This is a genomic window from Thermoanaerobaculia bacterium (assembly GCA_035260525.1).
Taxonomy (GTDB): Bacteria; Acidobacteriota; Thermoanaerobaculia; order UBA5066; family DATFVB01; genus DATFVB01.
The window spans coordinates 1-14,783 of sequence record DATFVB010000289.1; the positions used below are offsets into that span (position 1 = coordinate 1).

The 14,783-nt window shown below is 70.4% G+C and carries 14 protein-coding genes; 3 read left to right on the top strand and 11 right to left on the bottom strand.

Translation table 11 applies throughout. The annotated features are described in order from the left end of the window. Nucleotides 1–393 (bottom strand): pyruvate kinase (locus tag VKH46_13945; protein ID HKB71945.1); only part of this gene is annotated, 393 nt, incomplete at its 3' end. Next, entirely contained in the window at nucleotides 390–1,292 is a 903-nt protein-coding gene (locus VKH46_13950) for a Kdo hydroxylase family protein (GenBank protein HKB71946.1), read from the bottom strand. The genes VKH46_13950 and VKH46_13945, both read right to left, overlap by 4 nt. A gap of 112 nt (nucleotides 1,293–1,404) precedes the next feature. Here VKH46_13950 and VKH46_13955 point away from each other — a divergent pair, with 112 nt between their 5' ends. Next, nucleotides 1,405–1,716, top strand: a complete 312-nt coding sequence (locus tag VKH46_13955; protein HKB71947.1) for a hypothetical protein — start codon at nucleotides 1,405–1,407, stop codon at nucleotides 1,714–1,716. A gap of 484 nt (nucleotides 1,717–2,200) precedes the next feature. On the opposite strand, the gene VKH46_13960 is transcribed toward VKH46_13955, so the two are convergent. The 9 genes from VKH46_13960 to VKH46_14000 form a co-directional block, all read right to left on the bottom strand. After that, nucleotides 2,201–2,944 (bottom strand): protein-L-isoaspartate(D-aspartate) O-methyltransferase, encoded by a 744-nt coding sequence (locus tag VKH46_13960; GenBank protein ID HKB71948.1) that lies wholly within the window; start codon nucleotides 2,942–2,944, stop codon nucleotides 2,201–2,203. Continuing rightward, the gene (locus VKH46_13965; GenBank protein HKB71949.1) at nucleotides 2,941–4,581 is read right to left on the bottom strand and encodes an amidohydrolase; all 1,641 of its coding nucleotides are present in this window, start codon (nucleotides 4,579–4,581) and stop codon (nucleotides 2,941–2,943) included. Before VKH46_13965 ends, VKH46_13960 begins: the two co-directional genes overlap by 4 nt. Before the next feature lie 9 nt (nucleotides 4,582–4,590). Next, nucleotides 4,591–6,027 (bottom strand): SpoIIE family protein phosphatase, encoded by a 1,437-nt coding sequence (locus VKH46_13970; protein ID HKB71950.1) that lies wholly within the window; start codon nucleotides 6,025–6,027, stop codon nucleotides 4,591–4,593. Continuing rightward, nucleotides 6,024–6,362 carry an STAS domain-containing protein gene (locus VKH46_13975; protein HKB71951.1) on the bottom strand — a complete coding sequence of 113 codons (339 nt, stop codon included), beginning with the start codon at nucleotides 6,360–6,362 and terminating at the stop codon, nucleotides 6,024–6,026. The genes VKH46_13970 and VKH46_13975 overlap by 4 nt, the downstream gene beginning before the upstream one ends. Before the next feature lie 14 nt (nucleotides 6,363–6,376). Next, on the bottom strand, nucleotides 6,377–6,802 hold the full coding sequence (locus VKH46_13980) for an ATP-binding protein (GenBank protein HKB71952.1): 426 nt from the start codon (nucleotides 6,800–6,802) through the stop codon (nucleotides 6,377–6,379). 19 nt (nucleotides 6,803–6,821) lie between these two features. Beyond that, nucleotides 6,822–6,968 carry a hypothetical protein gene (locus VKH46_13985; protein HKB71953.1) on the bottom strand — a complete coding sequence of 49 codons (147 nt, stop codon included), beginning with the start codon at nucleotides 6,966–6,968 and terminating at the stop codon, nucleotides 6,822–6,824. Nucleotides 6,969–7,210: 242 nt separating this feature from the next. After that, the gene (locus tag VKH46_13990) at nucleotides 7,211–8,701 is read right to left on the bottom strand and encodes a sigma-54 dependent transcriptional regulator (GenBank protein ID HKB71954.1); all 1,491 of its coding nucleotides are present in this window, start codon (nucleotides 8,699–8,701) and stop codon (nucleotides 7,211–7,213) included. After that, the gene (locus VKH46_13995) at nucleotides 8,698–10,053 is read right to left on the bottom strand and encodes a tetratricopeptide repeat protein (protein ID HKB71955.1); all 1,356 of its coding nucleotides are present in this window, start codon (nucleotides 10,051–10,053) and stop codon (nucleotides 8,698–8,700) included. The genes VKH46_13990 and VKH46_13995 overlap by 4 nt, the downstream gene beginning before the upstream one ends. Further along, a complete protein-coding gene (locus tag VKH46_14000) occupies nucleotides 10,050–12,596 on the bottom strand; it encodes a SpoIIE family protein phosphatase (GenBank protein HKB71956.1) in 2,547 nt (848 codons plus the stop codon). Before VKH46_14000 ends, VKH46_13995 begins: the two co-directional genes overlap by 4 nt. A 95-nt stretch (nucleotides 12,597–12,691) precedes the next feature. Between VKH46_14000 and tmk the strand changes: the two genes are divergently transcribed. Together tmk and VKH46_14010 are read left to right on the top strand one after the other, a co-directional pair. After that, entirely contained in the window at nucleotides 12,692–13,306 is a 615-nt protein-coding gene (tmk, locus tag VKH46_14005) for a dTMP kinase (protein HKB71957.1), read from the top strand. Between the two features lie 7 nt (nucleotides 13,307–13,313). Next, entirely contained in the window at nucleotides 13,314–14,195 is an 882-nt protein-coding gene (locus VKH46_14010; protein HKB71958.1) for a hypothetical protein, read from the top strand. Nucleotides 14,196–14,783: the final 588 nt, after the last annotated feature.

Consider the following 14,783-nt stretch of genomic DNA (forward strand, 5'->3'; position numbering starts at 1 on the left):
GTCGTCGACGAGGATCCGGTCGCCCGGCGAGACGTCGCGCGCCAGGTGCCGGTAGTTCACCGGGATCTCGCCCGCGCGGGCCTCGTTCTCGGGAGCGAGCAGAAGGCGTTCGCCGCGATGCACTTCCCGCCCTCCTCCGGGAAACGTCCCGGTGCGGATCTTCGGGCCTGAGAGGTCGAACACGATCGGAATCGGCCGGCCGAGCTCCCTTTCGAGACGCCGCACCGCCTCGATCCTCGACCGGTGCGCCGCCGCGTCGCCGTGCGACGCGTTCAGGCGCACGATGTCGACGCCCGCCGCGAGGACGGAGCGGAGCACGCCGGGAACGTCGGTCGAGGGGCCGAGGGTGGCCACGATCTTCGTGCGCCGGAATGCGGCGCGGCGGCGGGTCACGCGAGCGCGCGCCCGGCGAGCTTCTCGAGAACGGCGATCGGGGCGCGATCCGGGACCGCGAGCGAGCGGCGCGCGATCCGGACCGTCTGCTCGATGGCGAACCGTCCCGAGAGCACCGCGTGGCTGACCGTGTCGGTGTAGACCATCCACGACGAGCCCGGCGGAAATCGGAATTCGTCGGCCGGAGCGCTCCGCTGGTACCCGTCGTCGCTCTTGAGGAAATCGTGGAAGAGGAGCACGAAGCGATCGTACGCCGAGTGGGCGGCGACGGGGAGACCGAGCGCCGCTCCCCATCGGCGCGCCCGCGAGACGAGGCCGCCGCGCTCGGCTTTCGCGAGCAGCCCCGAGGCGCGCGCGAACCGCTCGGCGAGCGCCGGGAAGACCTCCGAACCCGTCTTCCAATGCCGCGGATTTTCCGGGTTGACGTTCGTGAAGAACCGCAGGATCCGGTCGCCGCGGGTCGGCCGGGTGGGAGACGCGTCGACGTGCAGCCGGTCGTTGCGCTTCGACGCGGACAGATCGCGCCCCGCCTCCTCGAGCCGACGAAAGCTCGCGTAATCGACCGTCCAGGCCGCAGCGTAGCGCGGGAACAACCCGCCGAGAAACGCGATGGTGCTCTTCGAATAGCGGCGGAGGACGTCGCGCAGGCGCACGCCGCCACCGGGATTTCCGGCGGTGAAACCGCTGACGCGTTCCTGCGCCGGCCGGTACGCGATGTTCTTGTGGTATGCGGCGCGGGTCTGCCGAAGGCTCAGAAGGAACTCGCGGTCTTGCGCCGCGATCGCGATCGGGAAGCACGGAAAGGAGAGGATCGCCCCTCCGTCGAGCGCCCGCTGGATCTCGGCTCGGGCCTCATCGCGAAGGGCCCGCGGATCCGGAATCTCGACGACCGCCGCCATGGCGCGGATTCTAACCAAGCTCGAGGCCGCTCGCCCGAGCTCGTCCCTTTTTCCGGACCGCCGGAAAATCACCGGCCCGGAAATTGCTGCCCGAAAGCGCCGGAGGGCTCGCATGACGCGAAAGACGCTTCCCATCATCGGAACCCTTCCCATCCTCGCTCTCCTGGTCGGTTGCCTCGTTCCTCCACCCCCCGGCGTCGCGTACGTTCGGCGCCCGCCGCCGCCCGCGCGGGTCGAAGTGATCGAGCGATCTCCCGGCCCGGACTACGTCTGGATCGGCGGGCATCAGGCGTGGGTCGCCGGCACGTACGTCTGGAGCCCGGGGCACTGGGAGAGACGGCCGCGCGCCCGCGCGCGATGGGTGCCCGGGCACTGGAGGCACAACCGGAGCGGGTATTACTGGGTCGAAGGCCACTGGAGGTAGCAAGCGCGGCGATGCATCGAGCCGGGCGCGCGCGTCTTCCCGGTCGGCGGCTCGATGTACGGCTTTCGGTACGCCTTCACCGCCGCCCGGAAACCCGCATCCCGCCGGGCTCGCGCCTCGCCGCGCTTTCGGGTGGTTCTGAACCGAGAGGCGTTGTCGCGGGAATCAGGGGAATAACCGGGGCCGCAATGCATCGAGCCGTCCGCCTCCGCTCTGGCGAGCTACGGCGCGATCGCCGGTGAGCTTGCGCGAACCGTTTCGGATGCTCGATGGCAATAGGATCGCGCCGACTCAGCTCGCACCGGTTGACCAACGAGCTGATCGTTCCGCACACCGGCATCGCTCGCCGCAGCACAGGCGCGGCGAGGCGCGAGCCCGGCGGGATGCGGGGCAGCCGGCCCGCGGGCGCGGCGTACCAGAGATGTACGTTAAGCCCGCGGGCGGGTGCCACGCGCCCGCCCGGCTCGATGCATCGCCGCGCCTGTTATGGCTTCGCCGCCTCCCCCGACATGGGCACGAACCTCACGGGTATCACCGAGTTCTCCGTCACGTTTCCCTTCGCGTCCTTCGCGTAGACCTTCAGCTCCTGGAAGAAGTCGCCGACCGGAATGACCATGCGGCCGTTCGGCGCCAGCTGACCGAGCAGGGCCGGCGGAATCTGGCGGGGCGCCGCGGTGACGATGATCCCGTCGAACGGCGCCGCCTCCGGCCAACCCCGGTAGCCGTCGCCGATGCGGAATCGGACGTTGCCGCAGTGCAGGGCCTGGAGTCTCTCCTGCGCCCGGCGCGAAATGTCCGGGAGGATCTCGATCGAGAAGACCTCCGAGGCGAGGCGCGACAGCACCGCGGACTCGTAGCCGGAACCCGTCCCGATCTCGAGGATCCGATCCGACGGCTGGATGTCGAGAAGCTGAGTCATCAGAGCGGCCACATAGGGCTGGGTCATCGTCTGCCCCTCGCCGATCGGCACCGGGCGGTCCGCGTACGCTTCTCCCCGATGCGCCGGATCGACGAAGAGATGGCGCGGGACCTCGCGCAGCGCCGCCAGGAGCCGGGGGTCGCCGATCCCGCGGGCCACGATCTGAGTGCGCACCATGGCCTCCCGCGCCGCGGTCTCCGGGTCCCCGGCGGGGACCGGCGGCTTCCGGCACGCGGCGGCCGCGAGAAGGACGGCCGCGACCCCCGCGAGAAACGCGGCAGCGGGTCCCGCGGGGCGCGCGCGCTTCATCGGCGCGGGAAAGCGACGTGTCCGGCGACGATCGTCATGAGGACGCGCGCCTTCGCGATCTCGGCCGCGGGGCAGGCCGCGAGATCCCGGTCGACCACGGTGAAGTCGGCGTCCCGTCCGGCGGAGATCGATCCGCGGCGGGTTTCCTGGAACATGGCGTAGGCTGCGCCGCTCGTGTACAGCGCGATCGCGTCCTTCCGCGACAGATCCTCCCCCGGACGCCATCCGCCGGGCGGGTGTCCCTGGGCGTCCTCCCGCGTTACGGCGGCGTAGATCCCCTTCCGGGGATCGTTCGACTCGACCGGGAAATCGCTTCCGCCGGCGAGCTTCGCGCCCGCCTTCTGGAGCGACCGCCACGCGTATGATTCGCCGATCCGCTCGGGGGAGAGCCTCGCCTCCGCCCACGGCATGTCCGAGGTCGTGAACGCGGGCTGGATCGACGCGATCACGCCGAGCCGCGCGAATCGCGGCCGGTCCTCCGGCGTCACCACCTGCGCGTGCTCGATCCGCGGCCGCGGGTCGGCGGCCGGGACCTTCCTCTCGGCCGCTTCGATCGCGTCGAGCGCGGAACGGTTGGCCCGGTCGCCGATCGCGTGGATCCAGATCTGGAAGCCGGCCTTCAGACACCGCTGCGCGATCGACTCGATCGCGGCCGGCGGCGTGACGGTGAGCCCGCGGTTTCCCGGATCGTCGGAATAGTCGGAGAGGAGGGCCGCGCCGCGGCTGCCGAGCGCGCCGTCGGCGTAGATCTTCGCCGCGCGCACGCTGAGCATGTCGCCCGTCTGCGGCCCGCGTGCGAGAAGCGCGTCGAAGCCGGGATCGCTCGCCCCGATCGTCGCGTAGACGCGGATCGGGAGCTCCCCGTCCGCGGCCATCTTCTCGAGGACGCCGATCTCCCGCTCTCCGTAGCCCGTCGCGTCCCCGACCTCGGTCAGGCCGACCGAAGCGCAGGAGGCGAGCGCCGACGCGAACCACCGGCGCACGTCGGCGTCCGACGGCTCGGGTCGCGCGCGCATCACGGTGTCCATCGCGTTGTCGACGAAAACTCCCGAAGGCGACCCGTCGGCCCGGCGGACGATCCGGCCGCCTGCCGGGTCCGGCGTCGCGGCGGTCACCCCCGCGGCCCGCATCGCCGCGCTGTTGAGCCACACGGCGTGCCCGTCGACGCGCCGCGCGAACGCGGGACGATCCGGGATGACCGCATCGAGCGCCCGCGCGTCGGGAAATTCCTTCGGGGTCCAGAGGTTCTGGTCCCAGCCGTCTCCTTCGATCCACGTTCCCGCGGGCACCGCCTGCGCGCGCATCCGCTCCGCGCAGGCGCGCGCCGAGCGCACGCCCTTGAGGTCGGCCGATTCGAGGGCCTTTCCCAGCTCCGCGAGATGCCCGTGGGCGTCGGCGAATCCCGGATAGACGAACGCCCCGGCGAGATCGACCCTCGAGGCTGCCGGACGGAACCGGCGCGCCTCCGCCCGGGAGCCGACGAAGGCGATCCGGCCGTCCTCGACGACGATCGAGAGGTCTTTCGGCGCCGCTCCGGCGTCGAGCGCCACCCGCCCGTTCTCGAGGAGCGTCGCCCCGACTGCCGCACGCCCGACCGCCATCATCGCGACCCCGATCCACACGGCGGACTGTTTCATTCCGGAAATCTACAACGATTCCGGGCCGCTCCGGGCGAGAATGAGGAGCGTCTGGTCGTCGTACTGCGGCTCGGAGCCCGCGAAGAGGAGCACTTCGCCGAAGAGTCGCGACGCCGCCTCGCGGACCGGGAGCCCCGCGACCCTCGAAAAGTACGCGGCGAGGCGTGCCGTGCCGAACTCCTCCTGAACCGGGTTCTGCGCCTCGGTGATCCCGTCGGTGTAGACGCAGAGCCGGTCGCCCGGGTGGAGCGTCGCGCGCGCCTCCGTCCACGTCGAGTCCGGGAGGATGCCGACGGGACGGCCGGTCGCGGGCAGCCACTCGATCTCCCCGCTTCCGCGGGCGAGCAGCGCGGGATCGTGCCCGGCCGAGACGTATTGCAGCTCGCCGGTGCGCGTGTGGAACACGCCGAGGAACAGGGTGGCGAACTTCCGCGCCCGCGAGAAACGCCGGAGATGCCGGTCCACGCGCTCGACGAGCTCGGCCGGCGTCCGCGCGTCCTCGATCTGGAGGTGGATCGCCGAGGCGAGGGTCGAGACGAGGAGAGCGGCGGGAACGCCTTTTCCGGACACGTCGGCGACGACGAACGCGAAGCGGTCGCCCGCGAGCGGGAAAAAGTCGAAGTAGTCTCCTCCGACCTGCCGGGTCGAGCGGTTCTCCGCCGCGATCGCGAGCCCCGGGAAAGTCGGCACCTCGCGCGGCAGGATCTCCCGCTGGATCGCCGCGGCGAGCTCGAGCTCCCGCTCCATCCGCTCCTTCTCGAGCGCTTCCTTGTGGAGCCGGGCCGTCTCGATCGCGGTCGCGGCCTGGCTGGCGAAAAGAGCGAGGAGCCGCGCGTCGGCGGGGAAGAAGTCGCGGACGGTGCCGTCGCGCGTCTCCTTGTCGGCGACCGCGAGCACGCCGAGGCGCCGGGTTTCCGACTGGATCGGCACGAGGAGGCATTTCTGGCAGTCGGAGAGCCACACGCCCGACGTGGGGAGCGTGACGGCGTCGTTGTTGATCGCGCCCTCGGGACCGACGTCGAGCCGCACGGCGTCTTCGGGCGCCAGCATGGCGCCGCCGAAGGAGCGAGAGAGGATCGGGCGGTTCCCGTCGAAGAGGTGCAGCGCGCCCGACCGCGAGTTCGTCAGCGAGATCGACCGCAGCAGGATCTCGTCCGCCAGGCGGTCGAGGTCGAGCTGTCCGCCAATCGAGAGTCCGAGGTCGTAGAGCGACTCGAGCTCGAGGACCCGTTCCTTGAGCTCGAAACGGGCTTCCTTCAGCGCGCGGCCGAGGAGCCGCGCGGCGACCCAGGCGGCGCTCGAGCGTCCGTCGGGAGCGGCCGCCGCCGCTTCCTCGATCCTCGCGAGCAGCGTCTCCTCGTCGCCCGGGTCCTCCCCGATCGCCGCGAGGATCTCGCGGATCCGAGGGGCGAGGGCCGCGGCGCCCCCGCCGTCGGCGGCCGTCATGCCGTCGCCGACAGGGCGGAGCGGGCCTCCTCCTCGGTCGCGTGGATCCCGGCGTACTGGGCGAGCCCCATGATCCGGAAGGTCTTGTCGATCGTCGGGGTGAGCCGGCAGAAGGCGAGGGCGCCCTTCCGGTCCATCATCTTCTCGAGGACCTCGATCAGGATCGAGATGCCGATCGAGTTGACGATCTTCGTCTTCTCGAGATTGAGGACGATCCGGCAGACTCCCGCGTCGAGGAGGGTCTGGATGCATCGCTCGATCTCCTCGCCCCCTTCGCGGTTGATGTATCCCTCGGTCCGGACGACGGCGAGGTCGCCGTCCCGGAGGGTTTCCACGCGGCACGATTCGTTCATTTGTACTTCCGCATCACGATCGTCGTTCCGTTTTCGGTGGAGCGAATTTCGACCTCGTCCATCAGGCTCTGGATGAATTTCAGCCCCCATCCCCGCTTGTTGCCGCGGCCGCGGAGCTTCCGCTCGAGCTCGGGCGGCTCCACCCGCGACGGGTCGAACCCTCTTCCGCGATCCGCCACCGTGACCTCCAGCATCTCGGCGCCGCCCGGCCGGCGGGAGACGCGAAAGCGCAGATCCACTCGCCCGGCGTTCTGCCCCGCGTGCTCGAACGCGTTGATGCACGCCTCGACGAGAGCGAACTTGACCTCGTCGATCTTATCGCGACCGAGACACATGGCTTCGCCGAGGGCCTCTGCCTGCGCGGTCGCGGCGAGCTCCATTCCCGGAGTCGACGGGATCGAGAGGGAAACCTCTTTGGCCATCAGGGGCGCGTCCGCCGCCTCAAAACTGCAGGAAGGCCCGCAGAGCCGCCCAGCCCCAGGCGGGGACCGGAATCACCAGCAGCGCACCCGCCGCGGCCGCAGCCGTCGCGAAAAGCGCGACTCTCGTCAGGGAGTCGATGAGGAGCGGGCGTGTGATCGATTTCATGTTCGGCTTCGCGATCCGATCGCATCGCAAGTGCCCTGCCAGATCGCGAGAATCGAGGCAACCCGGCCAAGCTCCTGTCAATACGATAGTTAGCAGTGACGCCGGACACGATCGCCGCGCATCCCGATTGCGACATTATACGACATACCGATTCAATATTCACGATGTTGATCATACTAACATATTTATAATGATATGTTTGACATAGGTATCGTCGCATCCTGCCACAGTGTCGTATTGCCTCATGTCTTCTTGCGGTACAGCGTCCGGCGGTCGATGCCGAGGATCCGCGCCGCGCGGCTCTTGTTCCTGTGGGCGAGCCTCAAGACACGCTGGATGTGCCGCGTCTCGAGCTGGCGCAGCGAGACCGCTTCTCCCTCGCCTGCCGGCGCCATGCCTTCGTCGACGGGGGCGTCGATCCACTGGAGGTCCTCGCGGCGGATCGTCCCCCCGCGGGCGAGCGCGGCGGCGCCTTCGAGCAGGTTCTCGAGCTCGCGGATGTTTCCGCGGAAGGGATGCGCCATGAGCGCCCGCATCGCGTCACGATCGACCGAAGGCGCCGGCCTTCCTTCCCGCGCGGCGAACCGGCCGAGAAAATAGCGCACGAGGCGCGGGAGATCTTCGCGGCGGGCGCGGAGCGGCGGGAGAACGATCTCGACGACGCGGAGCCGATAGTAGAGGTCCTCGCGGAACCTCTTCTCGGCGATCATCCGGGAAAGGTCCTGGTGCGTGGCCGAGAGCACCCGGACGTCGAGGGCGATCTTGCGCCGTCCGCCCACCCGCTCCGACTCCTTCTCCTGCAGCACGCGAAGGATCTTCGCCTGCAGCGCGAGCGGCATGTCGCCGATCTCGTCGAGCAGGATCGTGCCTCCCTGCGCCTGCTCGAATTTCCCGGCGCGCGCCTCGACGCCGGTCGCGACCCCCCTCTCGATGCCGAAGAGCTCCGCCTCGAGGAGCGACTCCGGTAGCGCCGCGCAGTTGATCGCGACGAAGGGGGCTTGCCGGCGGGGGCTCTTCTCGTGGAGCAGCCGAGCGACCAGCTCCTTGCCGGTGCCGCTCTCGCCCGTGATCAGGACCGAAACCGACGACGGCGCGACGCGCCCGATCAGGTCGATGACCCGCTTCATCGCCGGAGACTCGCCGACGAGGAACAGGTCCGCGGCGGCGCGTCCCGACTCGTCGCGCAGGCGCCGGTTCTCCTCCTCGAGCCTTCGGCGCTCGCGCTCGAGGCGGGCCACGTGGCGGCGCTTCTCGAGCGCCACCCCGCACAGCGCCGCGAGCGACGACAGGAAACGGCCGTCCTCCGACGTGAACGGCAGGTCGCCGCCGCGCGACTCCTTGTCGGCGAGCACGAGCCAGCCGAGGCTCCCCGATCGCGAGCCGATCACCGCTCCGAGGGCGTTGCCGACCGGCACCTTGAACAGCGACGTCCGACCCCGGACCGCGGGGGCCCCCGCCGACTCGAGCTCGGCCAGGAAGGGCTCGGCGAGCACCGCGGCGTCGCCGATCTTCTTGAAGCCGAGAAACGCGCGGGACCCGATCTCTCCGTCCTCGGAGAGCGTCACGAAGAACCCCCGCGAGGCGTCGAGCACCGACGCCGCGCGGGCGAGGGCCTCCTCCGCGAGCTGCTGCTCCGACTCGATCGCCGGCAGCGCGAGCGCGGCGTCGTAGAGCGTCTCGAGCTGCAGCAGCCGCCGCTGCGTCTCGAACGCGGTGGCATGCTCGGCCTTCACGCGCCCTTCTTCTCCCCGGCGATCTCCGCCGCGGCCTCCGCCGTCTCGGCGTTGTTGGGATTGAACCGCCGGTTGATCGCGAGCAGCGCCTCCGCGCCGGCGACGTCCCCCGCGCGCGCCTTCGCGCGGGCGAGGAGCGCCCGGGCGCGGATCGCCATCGCCTGGTCCTGCAGCGTTCCCTCGCGTCCGGGCTCGGCGAGGTTGGCGGAAAGCCAGCGGATCGCCTCCGGAAGGTGCCCCGCTTCGAACTCGATCCGCCCCCGGAAGAGTCCCGCGATGCGGGCGTACTGGGCGCGCATCTTCTCGTCGGCCTTCGCCGGAGGAGAGAACTCCTTCCATTGCGCGATCGCGTCGTCGTAGCGTCCCTCGTCCGCGGCGAGGAGCGCCCGAAGCAGCGGACGGGGATCCGGGGCCTCCCCGAGGTTCAACGCGGCGGCGCGGGCGACCGCCTGCCGCTCGAGCGCGAGATCCTTCTGGCGATGGCCGACGGACATGATCTCGAACAGGATCCCGAGGCGCTGCGCCGGCTCGGCCGCGTATCCCCGGTCGGCGGCCTCGAACGCGGCGAGCGCCTCCGCGAACCGTCCCTCTCCCGCGTAAGCCACGCCGAGGTGCAGGTCGCTCGGGTAGAAATCCGGCTTGATCGCCAGGGCCCTCTTCAGGTCGCGGATCGCCTCCGCGTACCGCCCGTTGGCGGCTTCGATCTCGCCGAGGCTGTCGAACGGATTCGCCTCGTCGGGCGCGAGATAAGCGTATTTCTTCAGGTCCGCGACCGCCTCGGCGTAGTCGCCGCGAAAGGCGGAGTTGTACCCGAGGAGGTTGTAGGCCGAGGCATTGTTCGGGTTCGTCGCGAGCCACTCGCGGTAGATCGCGCGCGCGTCCTCGGTCTGGCCGCGGCTGCTCGCGAGATTTCCGAGGAAGCTGTAGCCGCGCTCGTCGTGGTAGTCGTCCTTGAGCGCGGTCGCGAGCCGCGTCGCGTCGTCGACGCGGTTCTCCGACTGCGCGCGCGCGAGGTCGAGCGCCATCCTCTCCCGCCGGCTGACGCGATCCCGCCCGGAATTGGCGCGCGCGAGCCACTGCTTCGCCGAGGGCGGGTTGGAGTACATGTCGATCCCCGCCATCGACACCATCGCCATCACGAAATGCGGATCGTGCGCGATCGCCGCCTCGAAATGGCGCCGGGCGTCGGACATGTACATCCGGTGGAGCTCGTCCTGCCCCGCGAGATACTCGCGGTACGCCTCGGCGGAGGACGTCGTCACCGTCCTCTTCGGCGGGACCAGGAACGCGGCCGCGAGCGCCGCGACCAGCACCGCGCCGCCGGCCAGCGCCGTCGTCTTCCGGTGTTTCATGGCTTTCCTTTCGTCACGTTCATGAGGAGGAACGTCATGTCGTCGTACTGCTCCGCGTCGCCCACGTGCCGGCGCACGTCCGCGAGGATCCCGCTCGCCGTCGCGTCGAGGTCCGCCGACGCGTGGCGGGCGAGCGACTCCGCGAGGAGATCCTCGCCGAACGGGTTCATCCCGGCGTCCATCGCCTCGGTGAACCCGTCCGTGTAGAAGAACAGCAGGTCGCCGGGCGTCAGGAACACCTCCCGCGTATCGTACGGCACGTCGCGGAGAGCGCCGAGCGGGAGCCGGAACTCCGGAGGGTCGAGCGGCCGGGGTCCGCCGTCGCCCGGGCGCAGGAGGAGGGGAAGGGGCTGCCCCCCGATCGCGTAACGGAGCGAGAGCGCCTGGGCGTCCAGCACGAAATAGCTCATCGCCACGAACATCTTGCGCTTGATGTCGTAGATCCTCCGGTTCGACTCGCGGAAGAGCGCTCCCGGGTCCTCGATGCCCCGGGATCCCGCGTACATGATCTCGCGCGAGGCGACCATCAGGAGCGACGCGGGGATCGACTTGCCCGAAACGTCCCCCATGACGAAGCCGACGCGGTTGGCGCCGTCCATCGGGAAGAAATCGTAGAAGTCCCCGCCCACCACCCTGGCGGGCAGGCTTCCCCCGGTGAAGCGGACGCCCGCGAGCTTCGGGAACTCGGTCGGGAAGAGGCTCGTCTGGATGTCGCGCGCGATCTCGAGGTCGCGCCGGAACTCCGCCTGCTGCGTCATCTCGTCGTGGAGCCGCGCCGTTTCGATCGCGGTCGCGGCCTGGTTGGCGAGGGTCTCGAGGAGGAGCAGGTCCTCCCGGTCGAACTCCTCCTCCGAGAGCTTCGGGTTCAGCGCGAAGAAGCCCATCAGCTTCTCCCGGTAGACGACCGGCACGAGGAGCCTCACGCCCCGGTGCGACAGCGCCGAGAGCAGCCGCGCGCTCTCCGGCTCGCCCCAGCATCCGGACGAGAGCTCGCCGATCTCGCGCGCCCGCCCCGATCCGCGGAGGAACCGCGCGATGAGAGAGCCGAGCGAGACGCCCTCGTCGCGGTGCTCCCGGCCGACGATCCGCTGCTCCCGGTCGCGGAGGTAGATCTCCGCGCCCGAAAGGCGGAGCAGCGAGACGAGCCGCGCCGTGAGGTAGTCGGCGACCTTCGCGAGATCGAGCTCGCCCGCGACCGTCTCGGAAACCTCGAGCACGGCATTCTGGTAGTCGACCTTCTCGCGAAAGAACAGCCGGTCGATCGGCGTCTGGAGCCGGCGGCGGAGGAACTCGAAGAGCGGGATGACGACGAGGAAGAAGCCGAAGAAGAAGAGCCGCGACGTCGAGAGGCGGGAGTTCGCGAACAGGGTGTTCGCCGCCGCGAGCGCGCCGGCGTAGAGCGCGAAGATCACCGCGGTCGTGATCGTGTAGAGGATCGACTTCCGGACGATCACGCGGACGTTCAGGATCTGGTACCGCACGATCGCGTAGGCGAACGTCAGCGGGATCAGAATCATCGGCGCGATGCCCCAGAACACGTAGGCGTCGTTGTGGAAGACCGTCGGCAAGATGATCCCGAAGACGACGAAAGGGGCGGTTCCGAGGATCGTTCCGAAGAAGACCTGCATGACCTGCCGGCGCTCGGCGGGGTTGCCCAGCGTGAACGCGGAGTGGGCGAGCGCGACGAGACCCAGCACGAGATAGTCGCCCAGAAGCACCCACGACGCGATCGGCGCTCCCGAGAGGAGGGTCACCGGCCTGCCGGCGATCTGGCGCCGCACGTCGACGATGAAGACGACGGGAGGAACGGCGTAGATCAGGAAATAGAGGAGCGGGCTCCCGTTCAAGAACTCCTGCAGCCGGCGCGCCGCCGCCAACGGCGCGCGCCCGAAGGCGTCCGCGGGCGCGTCCGCGAAATGGAACCGGTTCGGCCGCGGAAAGACGAGGAAGAAATGGAGGAACGCCGCCGGAAGGAGGAAGAGCGAGATCGTCCCGGTGTTCTGGACGAAGAGATCGACCCACCAGTAGGAGGAGGGGCGCAGCCGGCAGACGAAGAAGAGGAGGAACAGGACGCAGACCACGAAGAAGATCCACACCGCTTCGTCCTCCGGGCGTTTCCAGAAGACGAAGGAGCCGATCGCGAAGAAGAGGAGCCCGATGATCGCTTCGTAGAGATAGGTCGGGTCCCCCAGAGTCCGGCCGGCGAGCGGCACGGCGGCCGTGAAGATCTCTCCGCGGCGCTCGACGAGGTAGTCGACGGTCGAGCCGATGCGGCAGCGGAGGAGCTCCCGCGAGGCGTCCGACGGCTTCTTGACGATGCGGTGGTTGATCCCCTCGATCCGATCCCCCGGGCGGATCCCGGCCTTCTCCGCCCCCGAGCCGCGCGCGACCTCGCGCACGAGCACGCCGTCCTGGCCGTACGGGTACGGGACGATCCCGTCGGACGGGCGGCGCGCGAACATGTCGGCGAGCGAGCCGAGCGCGATCGCCAGGCCCACGAAACCGAAGACCAGCAAGGCTTTCCGACGCGACGCGAGGTTCATGGCCGTCCGGTAATCATACGGCCCCGGCCGGACGGAGTTCTCGGGCGCAAAGCCCGCTTCCCGGCGAATCCTTCGTCGTCAATAATGGGTTTCCGATGCCCCTCGTCACGTTCGAAGGAATCGAAGGATCCGGAAAGTCGACGCAGGCGCGCCGCGCGGCCGAGCTCTGCCGCGCACGCGGGCGCGACGTCGTTCTCGAGCGCGAGCCGGGAGGGACCCGGATCGGCGTCCGGCTCCGGGAGGTCCTGCTCGACCCCGCGTCGCGGGGGCTGGACCCATTTTCCGAGCTCCTCCTCATGGAGGCCGACCGCCGGCAGCACGTCGCCGAGATCCTCGAGCCGGCGCTCGCGCGCGGGATCCTCGTGCTGTGCGACCGGTTCAACGACGCGACGTTCGCCTACCAGGGAGGGGGCCGCGGGCTTCCGGCCGACGTCGTCTCGGCGATCGACGGCTGGGCCGTGCGGGGGCTCCGCCCCGACCGGACGCTCCTCTTCGACTGCCCCGTCGAGCTCGGGCTCGCGCGGGCGCGCCGCCGCGACGGGGAGGCGACTCCCCGATTCGAGGCCGAGGACGCCGCGTTCCACGAGAGGGTCCGCCGGACGTACCTCGAGATCGCGCGCCGCGACCCGGCGCGCGTGAAAGTGATCGACACGACCCGCCCGCCGGACGCCGTCTTCGCGGACGTCGCGGCGCAGCTCGAAGGGTTCTGACCACGGCATGCCGACGCTCCTGATCACCGCCGATTCCGACTCGCGGCTCCGCGTCGAGGCGATGCGCCTGGCCGAAGGGATCCTCTGCCGCGGGCACGCGGATCCGCACGCGTGCGCCGTCTGCCGCCGGATCGAGGAGGGGTCGCATCCCGATTTCCGGCGCGTGGCTCCCGAAGGCGCGCAGATCAAGGTCGAAGCGGTCCGGGACGCGATCCGGTTCGCGGCCGGCCGCCCGTACGAGGCGCCCGGGCGCGTGGTCTGGGTCGAATCCGCGGAGACCCTTCGCGAAGGAGCCGCCGCGAACGCCCTGCTCAAATCGCTCGAGGAGCCGGGGCGGTTTCTCACGTGGATCCTCACGACGACCGTCCCCGACGCCCTCCTCGGCACGATCCGCTCCCGTTGCGAGCTTCGTCGCCTTCCCCGCCGCTCGTCGGCCGATCGCGCCGCCGAGCTCGCCCGGAGCGGCCTCGCGGCGTCCGACGTCGACGACGCGGTCGCGTTCGAGCGCGATCCCGGGGAAGACCTCGACCTGGAAACCGCCCGCGAGATCCGCCGCGAAGCGCTCGCCGCTCTCGGCAGCGGCGCGACGTCGCCGCTCCTCGCCCTCGCGGCTTCCGCGGCCGAGGCCGAAGAGGCGCCCGGGATCGTGGCCGGGCTGCTCCGCGACGCGGCCGTCCTCGCCTCGGGGGGCGCCGCCGATCGCCTGCGCCACCGCGCGGTGGCGGCGGACATCGCCGCGGTGGCCCGCGTTCATTCTTCCGACGCGCTGCGCCGCGCCGCCGTCGAAGTCGACGCGCTGCCCGAGCGGTTCCAGCGGTTTGCCGGCGGTCCCTCCACCCGCCGTCTCGGGTGGGAGCGCGCGCTCCTCGATCTCGTGTCGGAAGGCTGACGCCGTACTAACCCGGTACTAACCCGGTATGTCGGAGCCAGTGGTGGACGGCACGCGGTCCGACGAGCCGAGCCGATGCCGCGCGCTCCCGGTCCCCGAGCCCGCTCCCGCCACCACCGGCCGTGGAAGACGCTTTGCGTTCGCCACAGCTCCGGCTACCGCAGCCACGATCAGACCCGACAGGCAACCCAAAGGGGGGTCAATTCCTCATGCTCGCCCGGGTTCACGTTCTCAAGCCGTTGGCGCAAGAAACGTCCTCAGTTGTTCTGCGACGCTGAGGCGCGGCGAGGCGCGAGCCTGACGGGATGCGGGTCGATCCGCGCCGTCCCGAGTCGTACCGGCGGCGTACGGCGAGGGCGGCGCGGACGGCACGCGCCCGTCCGGCTCGATGCATCGCCGCGCTGGCCGCCGCGCTCGTCCGCAAGAAACGTCCTCAGTTGTTCTGCGACGCTGAGGCACGGCGAGGCGCGAGCCTGACGGGATGCGGGTCGATCCGCGCCGTCCCGAGTCGTACCGGCGGCGTACGGCGAGGGCGGCGCGGACGGCACGCGCCCGTCCGGCTCGATGCATCGCCGCGCTGGCCGCCGC